We start from the raw sequence: 26,396 nt of genomic DNA, 5'->3' as shown, positions 1-26,396 counted from the left end.
AGACCGAGGAACCGGTAGCCGAAACGCCCGAAACTGACGTCACCGAGACCGAGGAACCGGTAGCCGAAACGCCCGAAACCGACGTCACCGAGACCGAGGAACCGGTAGCCGAAACGCCCGAAACTGACGTCACCGAGACCGAGGAACCGGTAGCCGAAACGCCCGAAACCGACACTGCGTCCGGAGCCTGTTTCGACGTAGAGGAGTTCCTTGCCGAGATTGAAGACTTAGTGAGTGACTTGCTGGCTCGGATCGACGATTTCAGACTAAACGCTTCTCCGGTGATCGAAACAGCTGCGGTCGAATACGACTATTCGTGGAACTGGGGAAAGTGTGACGAATCCCCGGTCGCACCAGAAGCTTCAGCGGACAAGGCTTCGGACATGCAGGACGATTTCTTCAGCTTCGCGTCCTTCGACGCTGTATGCATGGTGGACTTCGTCTAAGTCCATAAGCGTGCGCGGGGTGCCTTCACAGTGCCCCGCTCTGGCGCACAAGAACGCCCAGTGCGAAGGTCAAGTCTAAGAACTCGCTTGCCCAGTTAGGATGTCACCAATTTACGACCCCCCCCCGAGGCCCAGCCCACTGGGGGAAGGTGCCTATTTAAGCTCCAAACGCAACTTTAATCATCGATCTGATTTGGGGTTTCACCCCGAATGCGCAGATTTCCGCACATGGGACGTCAACCTGCGGTGGATCTCCGCCAATCGTTGAACAGGGCGAAATTGTGTCCTTCTGTCGCCAAATTCTCGCCACTAATGTCCCGGACAAAATACAACAAATCACCGGAGGCAGAATTTTGTCCACTGCAAGTACACTCGAGCGTCAGATGCTCGCGTTGATAAATAATGAACGCGCAAAGAACGGCTTGCAACCGGTTCAACTGGAACTTCGCTTGAACGATGCGGCTGAGGATCACAGCCGTTGGATGCTGAACACCGATACGTTCAGTCACACCGGGGTTGGTGGCTCCAGTGCGACTCAGCGAATGCGGGACGCAGGTTTCAACTTTTCCGGTGCCTGGCAATCCGCTGAGAATATCGCTTGGCAGAGCATCCGTGGCGCGTCGGGACTGGCGGATGACGTCATCGACTTGCACACCAGCCTGATGAACAGCCCCGGGCACCGTGCAAATATCCTTGATCCCAATGTCACGGTGATTGGCATTGGAATCGAAACCGGCGAGTTCAACGGCTACAGTGCCATTATGGCAACACAGAATTTTGCCCGAACAACAGCGTCCGTTCAATTGGATACCGGTGGTCCATCGAGCGGATCAGGCACTCCACCTGCCCCGAGCGCATCCCCCGCCGCCGACACTACGCCAAGCAACATTGCCGACTCCGAGGACACTGCGTCTGATCCGGTCAGAAAAGTCGTTTCTGGTAACAAGCAAGGCACCGATGGAGATGACTGGCTGGTTCTCAAAAAGGGTAAAAAACTCTACGGCGAGGATGGCGACGATATTCTGGTGGGCTCGTCAAAGGGCAACAAACTCTACGGTGGTGAAGGCGACGACAAGCTGGACGGACGTTCGGGTAACGACAGAATTTACGCTGGTACCGGAGATGACTACGCCAAAGGTGGCGGCGGTAAAGACAAGCTGTACGGTCAGGACGGCAACGACAGACTGTATGGCGGTGGCAAAAAGGACAAGCTTTATGGTGGCAACGGCGAAGACTATTTGAACGGGGGCGGCGGTAAAGACAAACTGTACGGATGTAATGGCGACGACAATCTGCGCGGCGGTGGTGGCAAGGACAAGCTGAATGGAGGAGCCGGGGACGATGTCATGACCGGCGGCGGCGGCGCGGACAAGTTTATCTTCACCTCCGGAAATGACCGCATCACCGACCTAGGCAAAAAGGACACCGTCGACATTCGGTCCATGGATTCGATCACCAGCTTCCGCGATCTGAAAGCAAATCACGCTCAACAATCAGGTTCGGACGTTCTCATCGATGACGGGGAAGGAAACACCTTGCGGCTCGAAGGTTTCAGTCTCAGCAGCCTGGACGATGACTATTTCATAATCTGAATTATGACAGAGCGCTGTGATGCCCAAATAGAAAACCCGCCAGAACGGCGGGTTGTTTTTTACCCTTTGGGATCAAGTTAATAGATTTTGGGCACGTGCAGCTCATCCGGCAGAACGCGCCGTTCGTATTCCGGGTTATAGCGCCTGTCTGGCAGATTGACCTTTTCCTGCGGCACATCCGTGTACGGAATCTTGGTCAGAAGGTGCTCGATACAATTCAGGCGTTCGCGTTTCTTGTCATTGCCTTCGACAATGTACCACGGCGCTTCGGGGATGTTGGTGCGGAAGAGCATGTCTTCCTTAGCCTTAGTGTAGGCCTCCCAGCGGATGCGGGATTCCAGATCCATCGGCGACAGTTTCCACTGTTTCATCGGGTCGTGGATGCGCATAAGGAATCGTAACTGCTGTTCTTCGTCAGTGATCGAGAACCAGTATTTCAGCAGGATGATCCCTGACCGCACCAGCATCCGTTCGAATTCGGGAACGTCCTGAAAGAACTGCTCGACCTGATCGTCGTTGGCAAATCCCATGACCCGTTCTACTCCGGCGCGGTTGTACCAGGAGCGGTCGAAAAGAACGATCTCACCCGCCGCAGGCAGGTGCGGGACATAGCGCTGGAAATACCATTGGCTCTGTTCGCGGCGGCTGGGCGCGGGCAGCGCAACCACGCGGGCCACCCGTGGGTTCAGGCGCTGGGTGATCCGCTTGATCACCCCCCCTTTGCCCGCGCTGTCGCGGCCTTCGAACAGAATGCAGACTTTGGCCCCGGTATGTTGCACCCAGTCCTGAACCTTGATCAGTTCGGCCTGCAGGCGCAGCAGGTTGCGGAAATAGACCTTGCGATCCAGCATATCGGGGTGCTGGTCCTTGTAGATCTTGCGGATTTCCATCGAGAGCATGGGCTCGCTGAATTCAATCTCAAAATCTTCGTCCAGCGTGTCTTCCAACTCGGCTTCCAGCCAGTCTTTGGGGGCGTCTTCGTTTTCGTAAGCCAAGGTCACATCCTTATCATCCATCGGGTCCGGACCGTACAGGGCGCGTGTAACCACCTGATGTCATCAGAGAAATTGATGATACTCCCGCCAAGAAGGCGTTGCGGACACTGATACATGCAACGCAGGCGGGTGTTCGGTCTCTCCCCTATTTGAACCCGCAAGCGATGGGATACAAGCGTCAGAATTGCCGCATTGCCAACGGGTTGGCATAAAGCTGCCGTTTCCACCCTTGTCACAGGACACAATCCAACGGCAAAAATGATCCGTCAAAGTATGAGACGACCGTGACGCATTTCCTGTCCCTTCTGCCCGTTATTTGGCCCTGGTTCATCCTGATTGCCGCGCAAACAAGCGCTGTGTCAGGTCGTCAGGGGCTGGGCCTGACCTTGCTGGCCATGCTCGGCTGCATCGCGCTGGCGCTTGGACTCGTCACACCGCTGGCGGTTGGAATTGTGGGCCTTGCGTTGCTTGGCGCGGCGGGGCTGCGCCGTCTGTCCGGGCCTATGGCTTTAGCGGGGCATCTGGCACTGATCCTATGGTGTATCGCACTGGCGTCGCATTTGGTTCCGGGATTTCACAACCTGCTGGTGCTGGATCAGGTGCATGCCGGGCCGGGTAGCACAGACTTCACCATGTATCTGAACCTGGACAAACCGCTGGTTTTGTTTGCCGTCCTGTTGGCCTGGCCCGGAGTGATCCAAGATGTCAAACCAACCAAAGCCGCGCCACTGGTGGTTGGCCTGATGCTGCTGCCCGCGCTATTCCTGCTGGGGCTTACCGCCGGCGCGGTCCGACCCGAGATTGGCCTGCCCTCGTGGTGGCTGATCTTCGCGCTGTCGAACCTGTTTCTGACCTGCCTGACCGAAGAGGCCTTTTTTCGCGGCTACCTGCAATCGGTGTTCATCTCGAAAACAAGGACCACCATCGGGATCGCTGCGGCCAGCTTGTTATTCGGTCTGGCCCACGCGGGCGGAGGCCCGGCGCTGGTGGTCTTCGCATCAATCCTCGGGGCAGCCTGCGGCCTGGGCTACTATGCGACCGGGCGGCTTTGGGTTCCGGTTCTGATGCATTTCGGCTTTAACGCCCTGCATCTGGCCTTTTTCACCTACCCCGGCCCGATCTGAGCGTTACACCGGCAGGGCGGTGGTCTTGAACACCGTGCGCAACGCGAATGAGCTTTGCATCTGTGCCACCCCGGGCAAGCGCGACAGGTATTGGCGATGGATGCGGGCAAAATCTTCGGTGTTTTCGGCAACGACCTTCAAGATGTAATCCGCAGTGCCCGCCATCAAGTGGCATTCCAACACGTCCGGAATGCGGGCCACGGCCTTTTCGAACGCGTCCAACAGCTCTTCGGCCTGTCCCTGCAAAGTGATTTCGACAAACACCGTCGTCGGCACATTCATCTTGCGCGCATCCAGCAGCGCTACGTAATTGCGGATATACCCGTCCGCCTCGAGCCGCTGCACGCGCCGGTGGCAGGCTGACGGAGACAGATTTACTTGCTCGGATAGTTCGGCATTCGACATACGACCGTCCCGCTGTAGGGCCGCCAGAATCTTTTTATCGGTCGTATCAAGGCTCATTGACGCAATTCCATTGCAAGTTTTTGCTAGAATACCGGAGAATATCCCAAACAAAACCCCAATCGCGGGCAGAGTTTCACAGAAATTGCGCCCAACAATGCCCATTATTTAGGCAGTTTATGAATGGAGGAGCAAAATGAAGATCGGTTGCCCCAAGGAAATCAAACCTCAGGAATTCCGCGTTGGTATGACCCCTAACGCCGCGCAAGAGGCCGTTGCACGTGGTCATGAGGTCCTGATCGAAACCAATGCCGGGATCGGCGCGGGCTTTGACAATGACGCCTATATCGCCGCTGGCGCGCGAATCATTGATACAGCGGAAGAGGTGTTTGCCTCCGCCGACATGATCGTCAAGGTCAAGGAGCCTCAGGCAGTTGAGCGCAAGATGCTGCGTGAAGGCCAATTGCTGTTTACTTATTTGCATTTGGCACCAGACCCGGATCAGACCCATGATCTGTTGGAATCGGGCTGCACGGCCATCGCATATGAGACCGTGACCGATTCAAGTGGCGGCCTGCCCCTGCTGGCACCGATGTCCGAGGTTGCAGGCCGTCTGGCCCCGCAAGTCGGATCGTGGACCCTACAAAAGGCCAATGGTGGCCGTGGCGTTCTGATGGGCGGTGTTCCGGGTGTTGGCCCGGCCAAGGTTGTCGTGATCGGTGGCGGCGTTGTTGGCACCCACGCGGCTCAGGTTGCGGCAGGCATGGGCGCGGATGTCACCGTGCTCGACCGGTCCTTGCCGCGTCTGCGTTATCTGGATGACGTGTTCGGCCGCCAGTTCAAGAACCAGTATTCGACCGCCGGTGCGACCGCCGAGTTGATCCAGGATGCCGACATGGTCATCGGTGCCGTTCTGATCCCCGGTGCCGCAGCCCCGAAACTGGTTACCCGCGCGCAACTGTCGACCATGAAACCCGGCGCGGTACTGGTGGACGTGGCCATCGACCAGGGTGGCTGTTTTGAAACCTCGAAGGCGACCACCCACGCAGACCCGATCTATGACGTAGACGGTATCATGCATTACTGCGTCGCCAACATGCCAGGCGCGGTTGCGCGCACTTCGACCATCGCACTGGGCAACGCGACGATGCCGTTCATGCTGTCCCTCGCAGACAAGGGTTGGAGGCAGGCCTGTCAGGACGACCCACACCTGCTGGCAGGACTGAACGTCCACGCAGGTCAACTGACTTACTATGCTGTCGGCAAAGCCCTTGGGATCGACGTGGTATCCCCCAACGTGGTGATCAAATCCTGAAGCACTCCCGCCCCTGAAAGCGCCCTCTGACGAGGGCGTTTACAGCGTTGGGCCGGGCGGTGCGGCGCGGTCGCGTGAGGCGCTACTGTTCCACAAACGAAACGGCGCCGCGCGATCAGCGCGGCGCCGGGCCCAACCGGAGGAGGGCATTTCAATGCCCGGTCGACGGGCGGGAGGCTTACGCCTCTTTGTGAATCTCCACCGAATGCGGATACGGAATCGACACGCCTTTGGCGTCGAACGCCTCTTTCACTGCTTTCGTAACTTCGAATTTCACGTCCCAGTAATCCGCCGCATCACACCACAAGCGCGCGGTCAGATCGACTGAACTGTCGCCCAGATTGGTCACCCGCACCCAAGGCTCGGGATCGCTGTGAATACGCTCATCCGCCTTGGCAACGTCCAGAATGATCTGCATCGCCTCATCCGCGCTGTCGCCATAGTCGATGCCAAACACCAGATCGACGCGTCGCGTGTCATGCGCCGAGTAGTTGGTGATGATCGTACCCCAGGATTGCCCGTTGGGCACGATGATCTGTACGTTATCCGGCGTGACCAGTTCGGTGGTGAACAGGTTCAAGTCCTTGACGGTCCCCGAAGTCCCGCCAATATCCACATATTGGCCCAGCTTGTACGGGCGGAACACAACCAGCATCACACCGGCAGCCAAATCGCTGAGTGTCCCCTGCAGCGCCAGACCAATGGCCAGCGATGCAGCACCCAAAATTGCAACAATACTTGTAGCCTGGATTCCGAAAATACCCAGAACAGCCACAAGTACCATGGCCAAAATCGCCCATTTGACGAGGCTGGCCATGAAATTGCCCAGCGTCGGGTCGATCTGAGGTGTCGCGTTGATCCGGCGACGCACCATGCCACCTATGGCTCCGGCCACGATCCAACCCAGAATCAGAACAACCAGCGCTTTGACCGCGCTTATGATCAGCGGGGCAAACGCACCCACCTGTGTTACGACCTCTTCCACGCGACTCTCCTTTCTACAGTAAGAAACCCGCGTCGTTGCGCGGGATTTGCTAAATTCTTAGCGAAATTTACGTTTTGGTCTAGGTGCCAGTTTTCCCGGTTTTCCCCGTTGTTCACCGATAAACACCCGTTGACCAGAGATGCACAGTGGCAGGACTTAAAAGTTAACCCCCGCCCACTTACCTTTCAAAGACCATGGAAACAGGAGCCTCCCCAATGCTGGACGTCAACGCTCATCCCATCATGACCCGCTGGCCCGCTCAGTTCCCTGACCGGATTCAGCTCTATTCCTTTCCCACGCCCAATGGGGTCAAGGCCTCGATCATGCTTGAGGAAACCGGCCTGCCGTATGAGGCACACAAGGTCACCTTATCGGATGCGGATGTCAAAAGCGCCGAGTTCCTGTCGCTGAACCCCAACAACAAGATACCGGCTATTATCGACCCTGTTGGTCCGGATGGCGAGCCCCTCGGCCTGTTCGAAAGTGGGGCGATCCTGCTGTATCTGGCCGAGAAGACCGGCAAGTTCATAGGCCAAAATGTAAGTGACAAGCATCGCATCACCCAATGGCTGATGTTCCAGATGGGCGGCGTCGGCCCGATGTTCGGGCAGCTTGGTTTTTTCCACAAGTTCGCCGGCAGCGAGATCGAAGACCCCCGCCCGCGAGAGCGCTATGTCAACGAAGCCAGGCGGCTGTTGAACGTACTGAACCAGCAACTTGAAGGGCAGGACTGGATCGCCGGAGACTACTCGATTGCAGACATCGCCATCGCGCCCTGGCTGCGCGGGCTGGATTTCTATGACGCCAAAGATCTGGTTGGCTGGGAAGAATACCCCAACGTAGCGGCCTATCTTGAGCGATTTTTGCAGCGACCAGCCGTGCAAAAAGGCTTGGTGACACCCGCCCGGGACTGATCACCCAAAACCCTTTTAATCAGGGCTTGCACCCGTATCGGGCCGCAAGCCCGTTGCGTTGTCTTACCCCGGCAGCTTTCCTGTCAGCACATAGCGTAGCACCTCAACCACCTGGCTCGGCTGCTCGGCAACCGCCAGCGCTGCGGCGTCGACCTCTTTCAGCGCGTGCTGGTGATCGGGGCCGTGCAACACGATCAGCGATTTGCCCAGCGCAGCCGCATAGCCTGCGTCGAAGGCCGCGTTCCACTGTTTGTACTTCTCACCAAAGCGGACCACGACCACATCGGCATCCGCGATGCCTTTGCGGGTGCGGATCGCATTGACCATCGCGCCCTTGTGGTCGTGCCAATACTTGTTCGGCTCGGATCCCAGAATGGCCACACCGCAATCATCGCTGGCCGCGTGGTCGGTGACCGGGCTGTTGAAGGTGATATCCAGCCCCTGCGCACCGTCGATGATCTGTTCGCGCCAGTCAGTGTGAATTTCACCAGAGAGGTAAACGTTCAGGCCCATGAAAAACTCCGCTTTTGTTCCCACGCTTACTTATGATGCAATCAGTGAAAGCCCAACGGAAAACGCGCCCGTAGGCGCGTTGATCTGTTTCCGGACATCAGGATTTAGCCGCGCAGAACGCCGCCGGTCGCCTTGGTGACTTTGGCGATGATCTTCTCGGCCACCGCTTCGATGTCTTTTTCCTTCAGCGTCTTGTCCGTCGGTTGCAGACGTACAGTGATGGCCAGAGATTTCTTGCCCTCACCCAAGCTGCCACCGATGAATTCGTCAAAGACGCGCACATCCTCGATCAGCGCCTTGTCGGCCCCCGCCGCAGCATTCACCAACGTCAGCGCCTCGACGCCTTCATCGACGACAAAGGCAAAGTCACGCTCGACCGCTTGCAGGTCACGCAGTTCCAACGCGGCGCGGGTGGCACCGGATTTACGGGGCAGAGGCACCTCGTCCGGCCAGATAGTGAACGCCATTGCCGGGCCTTTGATATCCATCGCCTGCAGGATACGCGGGTGCAGTTCACCAAACACGCCCAGCACCTTTTTGGGGCCCAGACAAATCTTGCCGTGACGACCCGGGTGCCACCAGGCATCCCCGTCGCGCAGGACCTGAACCTTGGCGGGCGCGCCGATGGCGGCCAGCACAGCTTCGGCATCGGCCTTGGCGTCGAACACATCAACCGGGCGAGAGGCGCCGTGCACATCCTTGGGACCGTTGCGGCCAACCAGCAGGCCGGTGATCTGGGTTTTCTGGTCACCGGGCTCTCCGTCATGGAAGACCGGTCCGACCTCGAACAGCGCCACATCTGCAAAGCCACGCGCCTGATTGCGGGCGGCGGCCTGCAGCAGACCGGGCAGCAGATCGGGGCGCATATGGCTCATCTCGGACGAGATCGGGTTTTCCAGCTGTGTCATCGCATCCCCGCCACCAAACAGCGCCGCCGAGGCCTGATCGATGAACGTATAGGACACACATTCGTTGTAGCCCAACGCTGCACAGGTGCGACGCGCCATGGATTGACGGCGCTGCGTCGGGGTCATCACCGGTTTCGGGATACCCTCGGAAATGCGCGGCAGCGGCTTGCCTTGCAGCTTGGTCAAGGACGCGATCCGCGCGACCTCTTCCACCAGATCAGCTTCGCCCATCACATCAGGGCGCCAGCTGGGCACGTGAGCCATCTCACCTTCCAGACGGAAACCCAGACGGGTCAGGGTCTGCCGCTGTTCGCTTTCGGGAATATCCATCCCGACCAACGACTGCACACGCTCGGCATCCAGCTTATAGGCGCGCGCGTGGTTCGGCGCTTTGCCCGCCTCAACCACCTTGGAGACCTCACCGCCGCAGATATCCAGTATCATCTGCGTCGCCTGCTCCAACCCTTCCAAAGTGTATTCCGGGTCGACACCGCGCTCGAACCGATACCGCGCGTCCGAGTTGATCTTCAGCGCGCGGCCGGTCAGCGCGATCTGCACATGATCCCAGAACGCGCTTTCCAGGAAAACGTTCACCGTCTCCTCGGTGCAGCCAGTCTCATCGCCGCCCATGATACCGGCAATGGATTCCGGACCCTTGTCGTCCGAGATCACCATCATGCCGGGCTGAATTGTGTATTCTTTCTCGTCCAGAGCGACCAGTCTCTCACCACCTTTGGCGCGATGGACGCGCAAGTTGCCCTGCACCTTGTCCGCATCGAACACGTGCAGCGGGCGGTTGTGGTCGTAGGTCATGTAGTTGGTGATATCGACCAGGGCCGAGATCGGGCGCAGACCGATCGCCTTCAGCTGGTCCTGCAGCCATTGCGGGCTGGGGCCGTTCTTGACACCCTTGATCAGACGACCGGTGAAGTGCGGGCAGCCGTCCAGCGTGTCCTCATCAATGGTCACCTTGATCGGGCTTTCGAAATCCCCCGGCACCGGCGTGTAGTCGCGCTGTTTCAGCGTGCCAACGCCACGTGCCGCCAGATCGCGTGCGATACCAGCCACTCCCAGCGCATCGGGGCGGTTCGGCGTGATCGCGATCTCGATCATCGGGTCAACTTTGGACGGGTCATTCTCGGCCAGCCAATCGATGAACTTGTCGCCCACCTCGCCCGAGGGCAGTTCGATGATGCCGTCATGCTCGTCAGACAGCTCCAGCTCGCGCTCGGACGCCATCATGCCAAAGCTCTCGACACCACGGATCTTGCCGACGCTGATTGTCAGATCCAAACCGGGAATATACATGCCCGGCTTACAGACCACGACGGTGATGCCTTCGCGCGCATTGGGGGCACCGCAGATGATCTGCAGCTCGCCCTCATCCGTGTCCACCTTGCAGACGCGCAGCTTGTCGGCGTCGGGGTGTTTCTCGGCATGTTTCACATAGCCCAGCGTAAAGCCCGCCAGCCGGTCCGCCGGGTTCACGATCTCTTCGACCTCAAGCCCGAGATCGGTCAGCGCCTCGGCGATTTCATCAACCGAAGCGTCAGTGTCGAGGTGGTCTTTCAGCCAGGACAGAGTGAATTTCATTGCACGGGGCCTTTTTTGGCAGATATCCAGTCGGCACAGGCAATGGCAAAGATTGCGCCGGGGTGCAAGCGCTGCGCGTCACGGATAGGTGGGGGTGCGGCCCAAAAGCTCGTCCAATTGCCAGCCGATCCAGCCATGGGGGATGAAATGCCCGCCCGGATGGGTGTCCAGCACCACCTGCCCCTGCGCGCAATCGGTCCATTCCACACGGCTGAGCGTCAGGAACGGCTTCACGCTCCAATCCCCGCGCGGGGTGGCTCCGTTGCAGTTGTATTTCTCGCGCCACAACGCCACGGGATATGTCGTGTCGCCATCCGGCCCAAAGGGAAAATCCATCACCGTATCATCCAGCCCATGCACATGGCGCACCTCGCGCGGGGCCTCAGGGCAGGCTTCCGTTTGACGGATACTGCCCGCAACGGCCAGAAGCGCCGCCGTATCATTGCCCGACTGGCAGACATAGCGCCACGCCATCGCGCCGCCAAAGGAATAGCCCGAGACATAGATACGGTCTGGGTTAATCGGATAGCGCTTGGCGACATCCTCCAGCACCCGGTCGGCAAAAGGCACATCCCCGGTATCCGCCGACCAGAAATCCCAGCTTTTACCCAACCCGTTCGGAGCCACCAGCAGCACGCCGCGCAGTTTCGTCGCCCCAGCGATGCGTTCATGGTTCACCACCACCGTCCCCTGCCGCGACCAGCCATGGAAATGCAGCAACACGGGCAGAGGGCTTTGCCCGTCCCAGCCATCGGGCTCCAGAACATGATACGAGCGGTCGCCAAGGTCGCAAGCAGAATCCCCGTGGCAGGTATCCACGGCGGCCGCCTGGGTGGCGGTTAGTAACAGGAGGCAAAGCAGTCGATAGTTCATGGGCGGAGCCTACTCACTCCACGTCTGCTGTCACGTCACAACCTCGTGCAAGTCAGCAATAAGCCGCGCCACGCGTCACTATCGTTAGTTCCCGACAAATAACCGTAACATAAGATAAATTGTGCCGACCAATCCTGCGAACAACAAATATAGAATCACTGAATTAAAAAGCCTTCCAAATTGTCGATTGGGCAAAAATTCAACCGGCTTGGAAATCACATCCGGGCAATTAACCGCTAACAGTTCAGTATCATTCAAGGAAATATCGATCGTGTCCACAATGAGCAGTTCTTTAGGTGCAATGGAAGGAATGTGGAGTACAAAGTTACCATTCTCCAAAACCTTTCTGTTGTGGTCGCGAGGGGGCCAAAGATTGTAACTAGTCGGAGGAGCTCTGAAAACTATCTCGATTTCTCGCGCTGGTTTTTTACCTTGGTTCTGGACGTAAAATTTTTCTGTCCAGATTGAAGCGTTGCCACCATCCTCTCCTAGCTGAAATTGGTGAAAGTTTGAACTGGTCGACCCCCAAGTCAAACTAACACGCTCTTGCATCAACCTTAATATAATTGACGTAACAACAGATATTGCGATAGCGACGACAAAGTCTTGGGCAGGACCTAACAATTCCCACGCACCAAAAAACAGTTCCGTCAACGCGACAAACCACCATGCAGGTTCGGCATATCTAGCGCCGCGAAGCCGTAGTGCCGCAGCCAGCGCAGATCGCTATCAAAGAACGCCCGCAAATCCGGAATGCCGTATTTCAGCATCGCCAGACGGTCGATGCCGATGCCGAAGGCAAAGCCCTGATAGACGTCGGGGTCGATCCCACCGGCAGCAATCACCTTCGGGTGGACCATGCCCGAGCCCAGAATCTCCATCCAGTCGTCGCCCTCGCCGATCTTCAGCTGACCGTTATCCCAGGAACAGCGGATATCGACCTCGGCCGACGGCTCGGTGAAGGGGAAGTGCGAGGCGCGGAAGCGCAGTTCGACATCGTCGACCTCGAAGAACGCTTTCACAAACTCTTCCAGAACCCATTTCAGGTTCGCCATCGAGATGTCCTTGTCGATGGCCAGCCCCTCGACCTGATGGAACATCGGCGTGTGAGTCTGGTCATAGTCGGCGCGGTAGACGCCGCCCGGACAGATCACGCGGATCGGCGCGCCCTGTTTCTCCATCGACCGGATCTGCACCGGCGACGTATGGGTCCGCAGCACGTGCGGCGGGCGATTGTCGCCCTCGGCGCGGTGCATGTAGAACGTGTCCATCTCGGCCCGCGCAGGGTGGTGGCCAGGTATATTGAGCGCGTCGAAATTGTACCAGTCGTCTTCAATGCGTGGCCCTTCGGCCACCGAGAAGCCCAGTTCAGCAAAGATCGCGGTCAGTTCCTCGGTCGCCTGACTGATCGGGTGGATCGAGCCCTGACGGCGCGCACGGGTCGGCAGGGTGACGTCCAGCCATTCGGTGCGCAGACGCTCATCCAGCGCGGCATCGGCCAGCGCGGATTTCTTGGCGGACAGGGCCGAGTTGATCTCATCCTTCAGGGCGTTCAGCGCGGGGCCTGCGACCTGACGCTCTTCGGGGGTCATTTTGCCCAGCTCGCGCATCTTCAGCGCGACCTCACCTTTTTTACCCACGGCGGCGACGCGGATCGCCTCAAGCGCGTTTTCGTCGCCAGCCTCGGCGATTTGGCCCAGATATTTTGCCTTAAGATCGTCCATGACGCCCTCTGAATTTGGTCGCCAACCTGCTAGCGGGCCAGCCCCGCGAATGCAACCCGGACAAAGCGGATCAGTAGCTGTATTCCGGGAACACCCGTGTTAGGTCGCCATTCCAGTCGCCATTGTAGTGTTCCAGCAACTCATCAGCCGGAACCTTGCCGGTTTCAAGGCTGTCTTTTAACGCGTTCAGGAAATGCGTTTCATCGGGGACCAGACCACCAGCACCGGGGAACGCGCGGGATTTCAGACCAGCCTCAGAGATTGCAACAACCTCACGCGCCAGATCGTGCATGTTGATGTTACCGACCTGTGCTTGCAGGCCGTCTTTGGCCGCCTCGATCCGCAGTGATTCACGGGTTTCGGCATCCCAGCCTTTGACCAGGTCCCAGGCTGCATCCAGTGCGCCCTGATCGTAAGTCAGGCCAACCCAGAACGCGGGCAGCGCACACAGGCGCCGCCAAGGGCCGCCATCGGCACCGCGCATTTCCATGAACTTCTTGATCCGCGCTTCGGGGAAGGCGGTGGTCAGGTGATCGGCCCAGTCGCTCAGCGTCGGCGTCTCACCCGGTAGTGCGGGCAGTTTGCCCTGCAGGAAATCGCGGAAGGACATGCCCAGCGCGTTGATGTATTCGCCGTTGCGATAGACAAAATACATCGGCACATCGAGCGCGTATTGCACGTAACGCTCGAAGCCAAAGCCTTCTTCGAACACAAAAGGCAGCATGCCTGTGCGCGCGTCGTCCAGATGACGCCAGATATAGCTGCGCCAGCTTTTCTGGCCGTTCACCTTGCCCTCGAAGAACGGAGAGTTGGCAAACAGCGCCGTCGCCACCGGCTGCAAAGCCAGCGCTACGCGCAGTTTCTGCACCATGTCGGCCTCGGAGCCGAAGTCGATATTGACCTGCACCGTACATGTCCGCCGCATCATGGCGCGGCCCATGGTGCCGACCTCCTCCATATAGTCGTTCATCAGCCGATAGCGGCCCTTGGGCATCAGCGGCATCTCGTCATGGGTCCAGATCGGGGCCGCGCCCAGACCGATGAAGCCCACGCCAATCTCATCGGCTATATCCTTCACCTCACGCAGGTGGGTGTTCACCTCATCGCAGGTCTCGTGAATCGTCTCAAGCGGGGCACCCGACAGTTCCAGCGCGCCACCCGGTTCGAGGCTGACATTGGCGCCGTCCTTTTCCAGACCGATCAGCTTTCCGCCTTCGCGTACTTCGGCCCAACCGTGACGGTCGCGCAGGCCTTCAAGAACGGCCACAATGGATCGCGTTCCTTCAAACGGCAGCGGTTTCAGGGTGTCCTTGCAATAGCCGAACTTCTCATGCTCGGTCCCGATGCGCCAATCCTGCTTGGGCTTGCAGCCCGATTCCAGGTATTCGGCCAGTTGTTCATGGCGTTCGATCGGCCCGCCGCCGGATTGGGGGATGGACATGAATCGCGCTCCGATCCTGATGTGTCTGTCTAGTTGGTCAGTCGTGGGGGCAAACCGCGCCAGTGTCAATGCAGCCTAAGGTGGGCAGGGCGGGATGGCGTCCGTTCCCAGATCACCACCGGATGGGCCGCGCCGCCGTTCAATTCGGTTAGCATCTGTTCGGTTTTAAGCCCCGGCAGAGCCGAGAAGACATCGAACAGAGCTTCGGCCCCTTCGGCATTCACAGGAATGTGAAGCACTGGCTGGCCCGGCTGCTCCAACACCCAATGCGCAGGGGACGCAGTCGGGTCCAGTGCCAGACGCTCGATTTCCCGCGTGGCAACCATGCCACCGTCCAGCGGGCCGAGATAGGTGATCTGGCCTTCGTCGACGGTCACCACTCCGGGACCCCCGACACCAGTGCGGAATCGGGCGCGCTGAACGCCGATCACAGCAAGCGCCACGGACACGGCTACCAACACCCAGCCCAGCCAACCCAGCAATCCGCCGGGGCCGCTGATCCAGCTGAGGCCAACCAACAGCACAAGTATAGCCACCAACACTTCGCGCCAGCGCCAAAGGGTCAGTTTGGCTTCGGGTCGGATGAAACTCATGCCGGGTCCTCGGGGTTGGTGAACAGGATCAGTGAAAACTGCCCCGCGGATTTGAATCCAATACCCATATAGGCACGCGCAGCAGAATCAGAAGCCGCAAAAAGTACGGCACGAGACGCCCCGGCGTTACGCGCCTGGATCAGATGCAACGCGACCGCCAACCGGGCATAGCCTCGGCCGCGCAGGTTGGGCGGGGTATAGACCCCTCCGATCTGCACGACCTCGGGCAGGCGGGCGTTGAACCCGGTCATCGCGACGGGCTGATCATCGACCATCAGAACCCGGTGCGAGTCGCGCTGCGCATAGGTCGCGATGTCTTTTTTCGACTGCACCTGCGCGCGTTCCGGGGCGAAATCCATGGCCTCGACCAGATAGCTTTCGCGCCAGGCTTCGGGAATCGAAGGTTCGATATCTCTCAACGGAACCAACGTCGCGCCGATGGTGTCCGGTAAGACGAGATCATCCAATTGCAGTGTAAAGCCGGGCTCATCGCTGTTCAGGGTGGCGGGACGGTCGTCCCACCCGGCCAGCCGCATGATCCGGCGCGCCTGCGTGGCCTCGGATGCAACTCCGAACAGTTTGTGGCCCCGGATCAGGGCGACTGCCGCGGCAAGCTCGGCATCCGAGCAATCGGGGCATTGCGCCATCACCATACCTTCGTTGGTGACAGAGAAAACGGCGCGCGGGCCATCGCCCAGCACCCAGATAGTCACCGAGCGCGGGTCATCACCGCGCAGGCCGAAGTCGCGCAGATTGGCCAAGGGGAACATCGAAGTCTGGATATGTTGCGACAGGAACGCGTCGATCTTTGGCACGTCCGCATCCGTCGCCAGCCTCCAATTCAAGACCAATCCCCCAGCGCCTGTTGCCACATGGTCAGCGACGCCACCGCCGCCGTATCCGCGCGCAGGATGCGCGGGCCCAGACTAACCACATGCGCATAGGGCAGCGCCGTCAGCCGCGCGCGCTCCCGGTCCGAGAATCCGCCCTCGGGGCCGATCAGAATCGCCCAGGGCAGACCCTTTTCATTCGCCGCCAAACGCAGGGCCGAGCCAACCTCGGCCTCGTTACAGAACATCAGCTGGCGGTCTTCGGGCCAGCTATCCAACACACGATCCAGACGTTGCAGATCGGTGACCTCGGGCACGAAAGTGCCGCCGCATTGCTCGGCGGCCTCAACGGCATGGGCCTGCAATCGGTCCTGCCGGATGCGCTCTGAATTGGTGAACTCGGTCTGTACCGGAAGTATCCGCGCCACACCCATTTCCGCCGCTTTTTCAACGATGAAATCGGTGCGCGCCTTTTTGATCGGCGCAAACAGGAACCACAGATCGGGCGGCAATTGCAGCGGTTTGGTCCGTTCCACACAACTCAGAACACCGCCGCGCTTGCCGGCCTCGGCGACTTCGGCCAGCCATTCTCCGTCCTTGCCGTTGAACAGGGCCACCTGCCCGCCCACGGCCAGACGCATCACGCCGAACAGGTAGTGGGCCTGCTCGCGCGTCAAATCTACCGATTGCCCCTGACCCAGAGGGTGCTCTACATACAGTCTGATCTTTGCACTCATGAGACGTTACATATGCAAGGCAACGCCCCAACACCAGACGGTCAGGTCGCAGATGCGGTCAGTGGCAACTGGGTCGACACACATGCGCCCGCATTCGCCCGCCCTTATCTGCGCCTTTCCCGCGCGGACCGGCCTATTGGCACGTGGCTGCTGCTGATTCCCTGCTGGTGGGGTCTGGCACTGGCCATCCTGAGCGATGGCAACCCAAGGTGGGAGGACCTGTGGATCGCGATCGGCTGCGCCATAGGCGCCTTCCTGATGCGCGGCGCGGGCTGCACATGGAATGACATCACTGACCGCAAGTTCGACGGACAGGTCGAACGCACCCGGTCGCGCCCGATCCCCTCGGGCCAAGTCAGCGTGAAACAGGCAGTGATCTGGATGGGTCTGCAATGCCTGCTGGCGCTGGGAATTCTGCTGAGCTTCAATCAGGCCGCCATCGCCATGGGCGTGCTGTCGCTGTTGCCGGTGGCGGTGTATCCCTTTGCCAAGCGGTTCACTTGGTGGCCACAGGTGTTTCTGGGGCTGGCCTTCAACTGGGGCATCCTGCTGGCCTGGGCGGCGCATACCGGCACGGTCGGCGTGCCTGCAATCACCCTCTATCTGGCCGGGATCGCCTGGACGCTGTTCTATGACACGATTTATGCCCATCAGGACGCCGAGGATGACGAACTGATCGGCATCAAATCCACCGCCCGGCTGTTTGGCACCGATACGGCGCGGTGGCTGAAGTACTTCCTTGTGGCCACGGTATTTCTGATGGGACTGGCGATCATAGACGGAGCTTTGTCACAGGCATCGATCCTTGCACTGGTCGTTGCCCTAGGCGGACCATGGACGATGGGCTGGCATATGGCGTGGCAATTGCGCGGGCTGGATATCGAGGACAATGCGAAACTGCTGCAACTGTTCCGCGCCAACAGGGACACTGGCCTTATTCCGCTGATCTTCCTCTGCGTCGCACTGCTGCTCTGATTGCACCTGACCGCGCGGCTCTGTAAGAGTTCGCCTTATCGCTTGAGGAGTCGATAACCCGCACATGCGTTTGCCCTATTTCTTTGCTGTTGGCCTAATCTTCCTTGTGTCTGCGGGCCTGTGTCTACTGGCCGCCAGCTTTGCGGTGACCAAGGTCGAAGAAACGTCCGAATTTGCCGTGCGCCGTGCGCTGGACCTGAAGGGGCATGACTGGGCCGAGGTGCATTCGGACGGTTTGCGCGTCGTTCTGACGGGAACGGCCACCGATGAGGCCACTCGTTTTAACGCGCTGACCGCAGCAGGTACCGAGGTCGACACTTCACGCGTGATCGACGAAATGCAGGTGGCCCCGACAACCGAACTGGCCGCGCCCCGGTTCTCGGCCGAGATTCTGCGCAATGACAGCGGCATCTCGGTGATCGGCCTGATCCCTGCCAACGAAGACCGCGAGGCGCTGATGGAGCGGCTGAGCGATCTGGCCAGCGGTGCCCCGGTGGCGGACCTCATGGAAACCGCCGACTATCCAAAGCCTAACGGGTGGGACGCCGCGATCACCTATGCCGTTGACGCTTTGACGCGCCTGCCGCGCGCCAAAATCTCGGCCAGTCCCGGGCTAGTCAAGATCACTGCAATTGCCGACAGCCAGCAGGAAAAAGAAAGGCTGGAGCAGGACCTGACCCGCGCCGCGCCGCCAAGCCTGCGGATCGGGCTATCGATCTCGGCCCCGCGCCCGGTGATCACGCCCTTTACCCTGCGCTTTCTGATCGACGCGAATGGCGGCCAGTTCGATGCCTGCTCGGCGCAGGACGAAAATGCGCGCGAGGCGATCATTGCTGCCGCGCAAGAGGCGGGCATGAGCGGCCCCTATAGCTGCACAATCGGTTTGGGCGTGCCCTCGCCCCGCTGGTCCGAGGCTGCCGTTCTGAGCATCAATGCTCTGGCCGAGTTGGGCGGCGGTTCGGTGACCATGTCGGATGCGGATATCACTCTGGCCGCTGCAGAAGGCACTGCCGCCGGAGCATTCGACCGCGTGGTGGGTGAGCTTGAAAACGCCCTGCCCCCGGTCTTTGCCCTTCACGCCATTCTGCCGCCCCCCGAAACCGAGGGCGAAGAAGGTCCCCCTGAATTCACTGCCACGCGCAGCCCCGAAGGGCTGGTTCAGATGCGCGGACGTTTGGGTGACGAGACCCAGCGCGACATGGTCGACAGCTATGCCCGCGCCGCTTTTGGGTCCGAATTGGTCCACACCGCGACCCGCATCGCGCCCGATGGGTTGCCTATGGGCTGGCCGGTGCGCGTTCTGACCGGGCTTGAGGCGCTAGCGCAGTTGCATAACGGCGCGCTGACGGTCACTCCGGACGATCTGGTCCTGAACGGCATCAGCCATGACCCCGAGACGAAAGCGCAGATCGCCGGCCTGCTGTCTGAAAAACTGGGCGACGCGCAGGAATTCACCCTGTCGATCACCTATCAGGAACCGCCCGAACCTGCGGACAAACTGCCAGATCCCGAAGTGTGCGAAGAACGCATCGCCGAAGTTCAGGCCGGCACCAAAATCGCGTTCGAGCCCGGCTCGGCTACCGTCGCCGCCGACTCACGCGATACAGTGAACCAGATTGCAGACATCCTGCGCGAATGCGGACCGATCCGGCTGGAGATTCAGGGCCATACCGACAGTCAGGGCCGCGAAGAGATGAACCAGCAGCTCAGCCAGTCGCGCGCTCAGTCCATCCTGAACGAATTGCGCGGCCGCCGCGTGCCCACCGCCAGCTTTACCGCCGTGGGTTATGGGGAAACGCAACCGATTGCCGACAACGGTACCGAAGAAGGCCGTGAGGAAAACCGCCGGATCGAGTTCCGGCTGATCCGCCCCGAGCCGGTGGAAAACACCGAAACCGGGCTGGACGCGATCGAGGCAGAATCCATCGAGGCCGAACAGACGGACACACCCGCCTCAGACGCGGATGCAGGGGACCAGTAAAGTGAACAGAATCGAATTCATCATCGCCACCGCCATCATCCTGTTCGCGGCTTTCTGCATGGGTTGGTTCGCCAACTGGCTGGCCCACCGCCTGTCCCGCGTGCGCCAAAGCGACGTAGCCGATCTGGACCGCATGAGCCAGGAATTGCACGAGGCCGAGGAAACCCGCGATCAGGCGATCACTTACCTGCAACAGCGCGAAGCTGAACTGACCAACCAGTTGACCCAGGCCGAAGCCGAACTGGCCGCCGCCATGGACGGCCTGCGCGCTGCCCGGCAAGAGGCCGAAGAACTGCGCGGCCGCGTCAACAACGCGGATTGATGCAACCATTTCGAATTGCGCGCTTACCGATATTGCAAAGGCTAGGTTAATCGGCAGGTTTTAGCCGGTCAGATTCTGCCGTCTTCATTTTAGTAATAAATTCAATAATATGAATTGGTGTGTTTTTGCCTGCACACTGAATTGTTCACGATCCAAGCAACTGGAGTGTACTATGATTCTCAATAACACAACTAAGACCGCCGCAATACTTGGGATGTTCTTCACAACCGCTGCATATGCCTCAAGCGATGTTATCCCATCAGAGAATGACACCTTTACAAAATGGGGCGAAGAGTCCGGCTGGACGATCTATGTAGACGAAACCCGTGGATCCTGCCTGATCGAACGCGTCGACGAAAATAGCAACGTTGTTCAGATGGGGCTGACCAAAGATCAGGAAATGGGATACCTCGGGGTCTTCACCCAAAACGACATCGGCTTAAAAGGCAAAAAGGAAGAGATTATATTGTCACTGGATGGCAACGTGTACTCGGCCGAAGCCCGCAAGAAAACAAAGCACCTCGCTGACGGGTACACGGGGGGCTACATTCTGGCGAACAATCCACAATTCGTTGAAGACGTCATGAAGAAATACGAGATGACCGTCTTCCCGGAAAAAGAAACCGGCTTTACGGTAAGCCTCGACGGTACCCTTAAAGCTATTGAAGCAGCACGCACCTGCAATTCTGAACAGAGCAGCTAAGCCGATCTGCCAACTCCGGCATCCGACAAGCGGGTGCCGGAACTTGTCTCTACCAACGGCTCAAGGCGTCTTCGTCTTCGTCCTTGGCGGCCACCCATTCCTCACCGGATTTGGTGATTTCCTTTTTCCAGAACGGTGCGCGGGATTTCAGGTAGTCCATCAGGTATTCCGCTGCTTCGAACGCGTCCTTGCGATGCGGTGCGGCTGTGGCCACCATCATGATCCGGTCCCCCGGTGCCAACCGTCCGTGACGGTGGATCACCAGCACATCGCCCAGCGACCAGCGTGATTGCGCCTCTTGAGCGATCTTGGTCAGTGCGCGTTCGGTCATGCCGGGGTAATGCTCGATCTCCATCACATCCAGATCGCCCGAGGCCAGATCGCGCACGACGCCTGTGAAGGTCACGATCGCGCCGTTGGCTGCGTTGCCCGACGCGAATGCGTTGGCCTCGGCTCCCAGATCAAACGCCTCTTCCTGAACTGCGATACGCATCTTAGCCACCGGTCATCGGCGGGAAGAATGCAACCTCGCGTACGCCAGCCAGCGAAGCGTCAAAATCCGAAAGCTCCTGATCCAGCGCGACGCGCAGCGCGGACAGATCGGCGAAGGCCGCCGCGTAGCGGTCCTCGCGTGCGCTGAGTTCGGCCACCAGATCAGAGACCGTAGCGGCCTGTGTGTCGACCTTCTCTTTCGGCAGGCCAATGCGTTCGCGCACCCAAGCGAAATACAGCACGTCCATCGGTTAGCTCTCCTTCAGATGGGGCATGGCTTTACGTAGGTAGTCATAACCGGTGATCAATGTCAGCGTGGCGGCAATCCACAGCAGCCACAAACCGATGCGGCCGGACCAGAACATCCCTTCCAGATGCCAGCGGATGTGGTTCAGGTCCTCAACCTGTCCGGTCAGAACTTGATCCATCGTGGCGGCGTCCATCCCAAAGGTGGCCATGACAAAATAGTGTTCAAATATCCCCTGTGAGAACAGAACCGCGATGGCAACCATCTGCGCGGTTGTCTTCCACTTGGCCAGCTTGGTCACCTTCAGCGTGCCGGCCGTATCCCCCAGATATTCGCGCAGGCCTGAAACGAACACCTCGCGGAACAGGATCACGGTGGCGGGCAGCACCAGCCACGGCGTCCAATGTTCGGTCGAATAACCCACAAGGATCATCAGCGCGATCACCACCATCGCCTTGTCGGCAATCGGGTCCATCATCGCGCCCATCTTGGTTTCCTGTTTCCACGCACGGGCCAGATAGCCATCGAACCAGTCGGTGATCGCTGCTGTCATGAACAAGATCAGCGCGAACCAGTCGGCATAGGGACGGGTGAAATACAGAAACATTACGGCCAGACCGGGGGCCGCAAGCAGGCGCAGCACGGTCAGAATATTGGGCAGGTTCCACTTCATGGACCGACACTACATCGCCGGTTCGGTGCAGAAAAGACGGGCCGGCAAAAAACTGGCCCGATCACAGGCAGTTGCAGGGCCAAAGGGCAAAGGGTCGCAACCGGGAACTCTCAGTCAGATACTGCTTGGCGCGCGGTGGCTTTGCGGTCAGATTGGCGGACGGCTTAGGAGCGACCGCACAGCATGACCGCACATATTCAAACCGACCCCCGATCCAACCTGATCGGCAGCGCGTGGATGATCGCCGGAATGGCGCTATTCGCGCTGGAAGATGCGCTGTTAAAAGGCGCGTCCGCCGCGTTGCCGATCTGGCAAATTCTGGTCTTGTTCGGCGCCGGGGGAACCGTGATCTTTGCGGCGGTGGCGCTTCTGCAGGGCACCAACCTGTTTCACAGGGACGTACTGTCGCGCCCGATGAAGGTGCGGGTGCTATTCGAGATCCTAGGGCGGCTGTTCTATGTGCTGGCGATCACGCTGACACCCCTGTCAGCTGCGACCGTTATCCTGCAGGCCACACCTCTGGTCGTGGTCGCAGGTGCGGCGCTGTTCTTTGGCGAGGCGGTCGGCTGGCGCCGTTGGAGCGCCATTTTGATCGGTCTGATAGGCGTTGTGATCATCATCCAACCGACCGGAGACAGTTTCTCCGCCCTGTCCATCCTTGCGGTGTTGGGGATGCTGGGCTTTGCCGGGCGCGATCTGGCCAGCCGCGCCGCACCCGCAACACTCGGGACCGAAGTGCTGGGGTTCTACGGCTTCCTCTGCATCATTATCGCGGGCCTAGCCTATCGGTTCTGGGAAGGCGTACCGATGGCACCGCTAGACCTGCACACCAGCCTGCATGTGGGCGGCGCGATCCTGATGGGCACCGCAGCGTACTCGGCGCTGATGAAAGCCATGCGCACCGGTGAAGTCTCGGCGGTTACACCGTTCCGCTATTCACGGTTGTTGTTTGGCGTCGGTTTGGGTGTGGTCATGTTTGGAGAGCAATTGGATCAGACCATGTGGATCGGCAGCGCGCTGATCGTGGCCTCGGGGTTGTATATCCTTTGGCGTGGACGACAGGCCTAGCCCTTGTCGTGGAAGAAATCATAGACCTTTTGCGCCAGCCCGGCTGAGATCCCGTCAACGGCTTTCAAGTCCGCCAGATTGGCGCGACTGACCGCCTTGGCACTGCCGAAATGAGTCAGCAAGGCACGTTTGCGCGCGGCGCCCACACCGGGGATTTCGTCCAGCGGTGTTGCCCCTACGGCCTTGGCGCGTTTGGCGCGGTGGGTGCCGATGGCGAACCGGTGCGCCTCATCCCGTAGACGCTGGATGAAGTACAACACGGGATCGTTGCGTTTCAGGGCAAAAGCGCGCTGGCCGATGCGGTGAAACTCTTCCTTGCCGTGGTCGCGGTCGACACCTTTGGCAACACCCACCATCGGGATGTCTTCGACGCCAAGTTCGACCATGATCTCATGCACCGCGCTGACCTGCCCGGCGCCGCCGTCGATCAGTAGAAGGTCGGGCCACATACCCTTTTCCCGATCCGGGTCTTCCTTTTGCAGGCGGGTGAAGCGGCGAGTCAGAACCTCTTTCATCATCCCGAAGTCATCGCCGGGGGTCAGGTCGTCACCGCGAATGTTGAACTTGCGATAGGCGTTTTTCATGAACCCTTCGGGGCCAGCCACGATCATGCCACCGACAGCATTGGTACCCTGAATGTGCGAGTTGTCGTAAACCTCGATCCGGCCCGGCGGGTTATCCAGATCAAACGCCTCGGCCACACCACGCAGCAGCTTGGCCTGCGTCGCACTTTCAGACATGCGACGCGCCAAAGACTCGCGCGCGTTGCGCAGGGCACCGGCGACTAATTCCTGTTTCTCGCCACGCTGAGGCACGAGGATTTCAACCTTGCGCCCTGCCTTCTCAGACAAAGCCTGTTCCATGAGATCTGCGTTTTCGATCCCGTCAGACAGGATCAACTGCCGGGGCGGCTCCTTGTTGTCGTAGAACTGGCCAAGGAACGCCTCCATCGCCTCAGCCGGAGACACATCGGCACCAACCCGAGGATAGAAATCCTTGTTCCCCCAGTTCTGGTTGGCGCGGATAAAGAACACCTGAACGCAAGCCTGCCCGCTATCCATATAAAGGCCGATCACGTCCGCCTCGGCCACGCCGCGCGGGTTGATACCCTGGCTGGTCTGCACCTGCGTTAGCGCCCGGATACGGTCGCGAAGACCGGCGGCGCGTTCGAACTCCATCGCCTCGGAGGCGGCCATCATCTGCTCGGCCAACTCCTCTTGCACCTTGGTCGACCGCCCCGAAAGGAAGCGTTCCGCATCCTTGACGCTTTCGCGATAATCGCCCTCAGAAATCAGCCCGACACAGGGTCCGGAACAGCGTTTGATTTGATAGAGCAAACAAGGCCGCGTGCGGCTTTCAAACATCGAATCCGAGCAATTGCGCAGCAGGAATGCCTTTTGCAACTGGTTCAGGGTCCGATTCACCGCACCGGCACTGGCGAAAGGACCGAAATAGGCGCCCTTTTCCTTCTTTGCGCCGCGGTGCTTTTTGATCTGCGGATAGGCATGATCCTTGGCGACCAGAATGTTCGGAAAGCTCTTATCGTCGCGCAGCAGTACGTTGTATTTGGGCTTGAGCTGCTTGATCAGGTTCTGCTCCAGCAGCAGCGCCTCGGTCTCGGTCCGGGTGGTCAGAAACATCATCGAAGCGGTGGAGGCGATCATCTTTTCGATCCGCCCCGAATGCCCCGGACGGGTGTAGTTCGACACCCGCGCCTTCAGGTTCCGCGCCTTGCCCACGTACAAAACCCGGCTGTCCGCATCCAGCATCCGGTACACACCGGGCGAGTTGTCCAGCGTTTTCGCATGGCGCTGGATGCAAGCGTAGCCAGTGGGCTGAGTCTCGGGGTTCGATTCGTTCTGGGTGGTCATGGGCCTGAGATATGATTCCCTGTCTATGGCTGCAATCTCGCGAGCCTCAGATCAAGAGAAAACAAATCCACCGTTTCTGTGGATAACTATGCAGATAAGTTTTCAGAGAAGACGAAATCCCCTTGTATACTTATGGATTCAATGAGTTGCACAAAAAATAGGCACATACTTAAGTTTTTGATTTTAAACATTTTTATTTTATACGCAATGCAAGTATATGAAAAAAAAGACATTTTTGTAACGGACAGGTAACGGAAATGCGAGCAGTGCAAAACTTGCAGCGAATATGTCTATTCTATGCCCAAAACATCCGGCGTTTGCCATCCCAGATGCTGACCTCCATCCACACATAAAAGCTGTCCGGTGACGGCATGTGCGTCCAGAAAATACCCCAAAGCAGCAGTGATATCCGAGGGGTTCGAGCCGCGCTCCAATACCGTGTTGGCGCGCTGTGCTTTGAAGTGATCTTCGGATTGCCGGTGCCCCTGTATCGTTGGGCCGGGGCCGATGGCATTGACGCGGATCGCGGGCGTCAGCGCCTGCGCAGCGGTACGAGTCAGCGCCCACAAGCCCATCTTTGCGATGGTGTAGGACATGAATTCAGGTGTCAGCTTGCGCACCCGCATATCGACCATATTGACGATCAAACCGATGGCGACAGGTTCGCCCGCCTCATCCGTTTCGGGCATCAGCCCCTGTTCGGCCATAGCCTGCGTCAGCACGAAGGGCGCACGAAGGTTGCTGTCCATATGCCGGTCCCAGCTTTGCCGGGTGGCCGTGCGGATGTTGTCGTATTCAAAGATCGAGGCGTTGTTAACCAGACAGGTGATTGGTCCGCCCAGCGCCTCGGCGGCACGGGGCAGCAGCGCGCTAACCTGTGTTTCGTCCAACAAGTCCACCTGCAAAGCCACTGCCTTGCGCCCCAAGGCCTGAACCTCGGCCACGGTCTCCTGCGCGGGTTGCTCCGAGGTTGCATAATGTATGGCGACGTCATAGCCGCGGCGCGCCAGATACAGCGCCATTGCCCGGCCAAGGCGAATTCCGGCACCGGTCACTAACGCTCGGGTCATTGATGCTTC

26 protein-coding genes and 1 pseudogene are annotated in these 26,396 nt (G+C 59.2%); 10 read left to right on the top strand and 17 right to left on the bottom strand.

What is annotated here, in order from left to right; all coding sequences use genetic code 11:
- Both ACR0ER_RS20520 and ACR0ER_RS20515 read left to right on the top strand, forming a co-directional pair.
- A pseudogene (locus tag ACR0ER_RS20520) lies at window positions 1-446 on the top strand (CAP domain-containing protein); the annotation flags it as partial.
- A gap of 353 nt (window positions 447-799) precedes the next feature.
- Window positions 800-2,038: a CAP domain-containing protein gene (locus tag ACR0ER_RS20515; protein ID WP_480770530.1), complete on the top strand. Its 1,239-nt coding sequence runs from the start codon at window positions 800-802 to the stop codon at window positions 2,036-2,038.
- 77 nt (window positions 2,039-2,115) lie between these two features.
- Here ACR0ER_RS20515 and ppk2 read toward each other — a convergent pair whose 3' ends face one another.
- Window positions 2,116-3,054, bottom strand: a complete 939-nt coding sequence (gene ppk2, locus ACR0ER_RS20510) for a polyphosphate kinase 2 (protein WP_480770532.1) — start codon at window positions 3,052-3,054, stop codon at window positions 2,116-2,118.
- 263 nt (window positions 3,055-3,317) lie between these two features.
- Between ppk2 and ACR0ER_RS20505 the strand changes: the two genes are divergently transcribed.
- Window positions 3,318-4,157 (top strand): CPBP family intramembrane glutamic endopeptidase, encoded by an 840-nt coding sequence (locus tag ACR0ER_RS20505; protein ID WP_480770529.1) that lies wholly within the window; start codon window positions 3,318-3,320, stop codon window positions 4,155-4,157.
- A 3-nt stretch (window positions 4,158-4,160) separates the two neighbouring features.
- Here ACR0ER_RS20505 and ACR0ER_RS20500 read toward each other — a convergent pair whose 3' ends face one another.
- Window positions 4,161-4,619, bottom strand: coding sequence for an Lrp/AsnC family transcriptional regulator (locus tag ACR0ER_RS20500; RefSeq protein WP_170488558.1), 459 nt, complete (start codon window positions 4,617-4,619; stop codon window positions 4,161-4,163).
- 136 nt (window positions 4,620-4,755) lie between these two features.
- On the opposite strand from ACR0ER_RS20500, the gene ald reads away from it, so the two are divergent.
- The gene (gene ald, locus ACR0ER_RS20495; protein ID WP_480770528.1) at window positions 4,756-5,874 is read left to right on the top strand and encodes an alanine dehydrogenase; all 1,119 of its coding nucleotides are present in this window, start codon (window positions 4,756-4,758) and stop codon (window positions 5,872-5,874) included.
- A gap of 178 nt (window positions 5,875-6,052) precedes the next feature.
- Here the strand turns inward: ald and ACR0ER_RS20490 are convergent, their stop codons facing one another.
- Window positions 6,053-6,859 (bottom strand): mechanosensitive ion channel family protein, encoded by an 807-nt coding sequence (locus ACR0ER_RS20490; RefSeq protein WP_480770527.1) that lies wholly within the window; start codon window positions 6,857-6,859, stop codon window positions 6,053-6,055.
- 215 nt (window positions 6,860-7,074) lie between these two features.
- On the opposite strand from ACR0ER_RS20490, the gene ACR0ER_RS20485 reads away from it, so the two are divergent.
- Window positions 7,075-7,773, top strand: coding sequence for a glutathione S-transferase family protein (locus tag ACR0ER_RS20485; protein WP_480770526.1), 699 nt, complete (start codon window positions 7,075-7,077; stop codon window positions 7,771-7,773).
- Between the two features lie 63 nt (window positions 7,774-7,836).
- Here the strand turns inward: ACR0ER_RS20485 and ACR0ER_RS20480 are convergent, their stop codons facing one another.
- The 9 genes from ACR0ER_RS20480 to ACR0ER_RS20440 all read right to left on the bottom strand — a co-directional run bounded on the left by ACR0ER_RS20480 (window position 7,837) and on the right by ACR0ER_RS20440 (window position 16,985).
- Window positions 7,837-8,286 (bottom strand): YtoQ family protein, encoded by a 450-nt coding sequence (locus tag ACR0ER_RS20480; protein ID WP_480770525.1) that lies wholly within the window; start codon window positions 8,284-8,286, stop codon window positions 7,837-7,839.
- Window positions 8,287-8,390: 104 nt separating this feature from the next.
- Complete coding sequence (gene pheT / locus ACR0ER_RS20475) at window positions 8,391-10,787, bottom strand: phenylalanine--tRNA ligase subunit beta (protein ID WP_480770524.1); 2,397 nt, start codon at window positions 10,785-10,787, stop codon at window positions 8,391-8,393.
- Between the two features lie 78 nt (window positions 10,788-10,865).
- Window positions 10,866-11,660, bottom strand: a complete 795-nt coding sequence (locus ACR0ER_RS20470; RefSeq protein ID WP_480770523.1) for a CE1 family esterase — start codon at window positions 11,658-11,660, stop codon at window positions 10,866-10,868.
- Between the two features lie 84 nt (window positions 11,661-11,744).
- Window positions 11,745-12,314 (bottom strand): hypothetical protein, encoded by a 570-nt coding sequence (locus tag ACR0ER_RS20465; protein WP_480770522.1) that lies wholly within the window; start codon window positions 12,312-12,314, stop codon window positions 11,745-11,747.
- Entirely contained in the window at window positions 12,311-13,384 is a 1,074-nt protein-coding gene (gene pheS / locus ACR0ER_RS20460) for a phenylalanine--tRNA ligase subunit alpha (RefSeq protein WP_480770521.1), read from the bottom strand. The genes ACR0ER_RS20465 and pheS overlap by 4 nt, the downstream gene beginning before the upstream one ends.
- A gap of 70 nt (window positions 13,385-13,454) precedes the next feature.
- Entirely contained in the window at window positions 13,455-14,825 is a 1,371-nt protein-coding gene (locus ACR0ER_RS20455; protein WP_480770520.1) for a glutamate--cysteine ligase, read from the bottom strand.
- A 65-nt stretch (window positions 14,826-14,890) separates the two neighbouring features.
- A complete protein-coding gene (locus ACR0ER_RS20450; RefSeq protein ID WP_480770519.1) occupies window positions 14,891-15,418 on the bottom strand; it encodes a hypothetical protein in 528 nt (175 codons plus the stop codon).
- Window positions 15,415-16,263, bottom strand: coding sequence for a GNAT family N-acetyltransferase (locus ACR0ER_RS20445; RefSeq protein ID WP_480770518.1), 849 nt, complete (start codon window positions 16,261-16,263; stop codon window positions 15,415-15,417). Before ACR0ER_RS20445 ends, ACR0ER_RS20450 begins: the two co-directional genes overlap by 4 nt.
- On the bottom strand, window positions 16,260-16,985 hold the full coding sequence (locus ACR0ER_RS20440; protein WP_480770517.1) for a 16S rRNA (uracil(1498)-N(3))-methyltransferase: 726 nt from the start codon (window positions 16,983-16,985) through the stop codon (window positions 16,260-16,262). Before ACR0ER_RS20440 ends, ACR0ER_RS20445 begins: the two co-directional genes overlap by 4 nt.
- Before the next feature lie 12 nt (window positions 16,986-16,997).
- On the opposite strand from ACR0ER_RS20440, the gene ubiA reads away from it, so the two are divergent.
- The 4 genes from ubiA to ACR0ER_RS20420 all read left to right on the top strand — a co-directional run bounded on the left by ubiA (window position 16,998) and on the right by ACR0ER_RS20420 (window position 20,966).
- Window positions 16,998-17,960: a 4-hydroxybenzoate octaprenyltransferase gene (gene ubiA / locus ACR0ER_RS20435; protein WP_480770516.1), complete on the top strand. Its 963-nt coding sequence runs from the start codon at window positions 16,998-17,000 to the stop codon at window positions 17,958-17,960.
- 64 nt (window positions 17,961-18,024) lie between these two features.
- Complete coding sequence (locus ACR0ER_RS20430) at window positions 18,025-19,941, top strand: OmpA family protein (RefSeq protein ID WP_480770515.1); 1,917 nt, start codon at window positions 18,025-18,027, stop codon at window positions 19,939-19,941.
- Between the two features lies 1 nt (window position 19,942).
- Complete coding sequence (locus ACR0ER_RS20425) at window positions 19,943-20,263, top strand: hypothetical protein (RefSeq protein ID WP_170333146.1); 321 nt, start codon at window positions 19,943-19,945, stop codon at window positions 20,261-20,263.
- A 172-nt stretch (window positions 20,264-20,435) separates the two neighbouring features.
- The gene (locus tag ACR0ER_RS20420; protein WP_170333143.1) at window positions 20,436-20,966 is read left to right on the top strand and encodes a hypothetical protein; all 531 of its coding nucleotides are present in this window, start codon (window positions 20,436-20,438) and stop codon (window positions 20,964-20,966) included.
- Window positions 20,967-21,015: 49 nt separating this feature from the next.
- Here ACR0ER_RS20420 and ACR0ER_RS20415 read toward each other — a convergent pair whose 3' ends face one another.
- The 3 genes from ACR0ER_RS20415 to pgsA are packed head-to-tail and all read right to left on the bottom strand — an operon-like array spanning window position 21,016 to window position 22,378.
- On the bottom strand, window positions 21,016-21,459 hold the full coding sequence (locus ACR0ER_RS20415) for a molybdenum cofactor biosynthesis protein MoaE (protein WP_170333141.1): 444 nt from the start codon (window positions 21,457-21,459) through the stop codon (window positions 21,016-21,018).
- Window position 21,460: 1 nt separating this feature from the next.
- On the bottom strand, window positions 21,461-21,706 hold the full coding sequence (gene moaD, locus ACR0ER_RS20410; protein WP_480770514.1) for a molybdopterin converting factor subunit 1: 246 nt from the start codon (window positions 21,704-21,706) through the stop codon (window positions 21,461-21,463).
- Between the two features lie 3 nt (window positions 21,707-21,709).
- Complete coding sequence (pgsA, locus tag ACR0ER_RS20405) at window positions 21,710-22,378, bottom strand: CDP-diacylglycerol--glycerol-3-phosphate 3-phosphatidyltransferase (protein ID WP_480770513.1); 669 nt, start codon at window positions 22,376-22,378, stop codon at window positions 21,710-21,712.
- Window positions 22,379-22,561: 183 nt separating this feature from the next.
- On the opposite strand from pgsA, the gene ACR0ER_RS20400 reads away from it, so the two are divergent.
- On the top strand, window positions 22,562-23,446 hold the full coding sequence (locus ACR0ER_RS20400) for a DMT family transporter (protein WP_480770512.1): 885 nt from the start codon (window positions 22,562-22,564) through the stop codon (window positions 23,444-23,446).
- Here ACR0ER_RS20400 and uvrC read toward each other — a convergent pair.
- On the bottom strand, window positions 23,443-25,317 hold the full coding sequence (uvrC, locus tag ACR0ER_RS20395) for an excinuclease ABC subunit UvrC (protein WP_480770511.1): 1,875 nt from the start codon (window positions 25,315-25,317) through the stop codon (window positions 23,443-23,445). The two genes, ACR0ER_RS20400 and uvrC, sit on opposite strands and share 4 nt — an antisense overlap.
- A gap of 290 nt (window positions 25,318-25,607) precedes the next feature.
- Window positions 25,608-26,387, bottom strand: coding sequence for an SDR family oxidoreductase (locus tag ACR0ER_RS20390; RefSeq protein ID WP_480770510.1), 780 nt, complete (start codon window positions 26,385-26,387; stop codon window positions 25,608-25,610).
- Window positions 26,388-26,396: the final 9 nt, after the last annotated feature.

The sequence above is a fragment of the Ruegeria sp. CH8 genome (assembly GCF_056536985.1).
The sequence above is the reverse complement of the archived record's forward strand: the minus strand, read 5'-3'. Positions and strand labels throughout refer to the sequence as shown.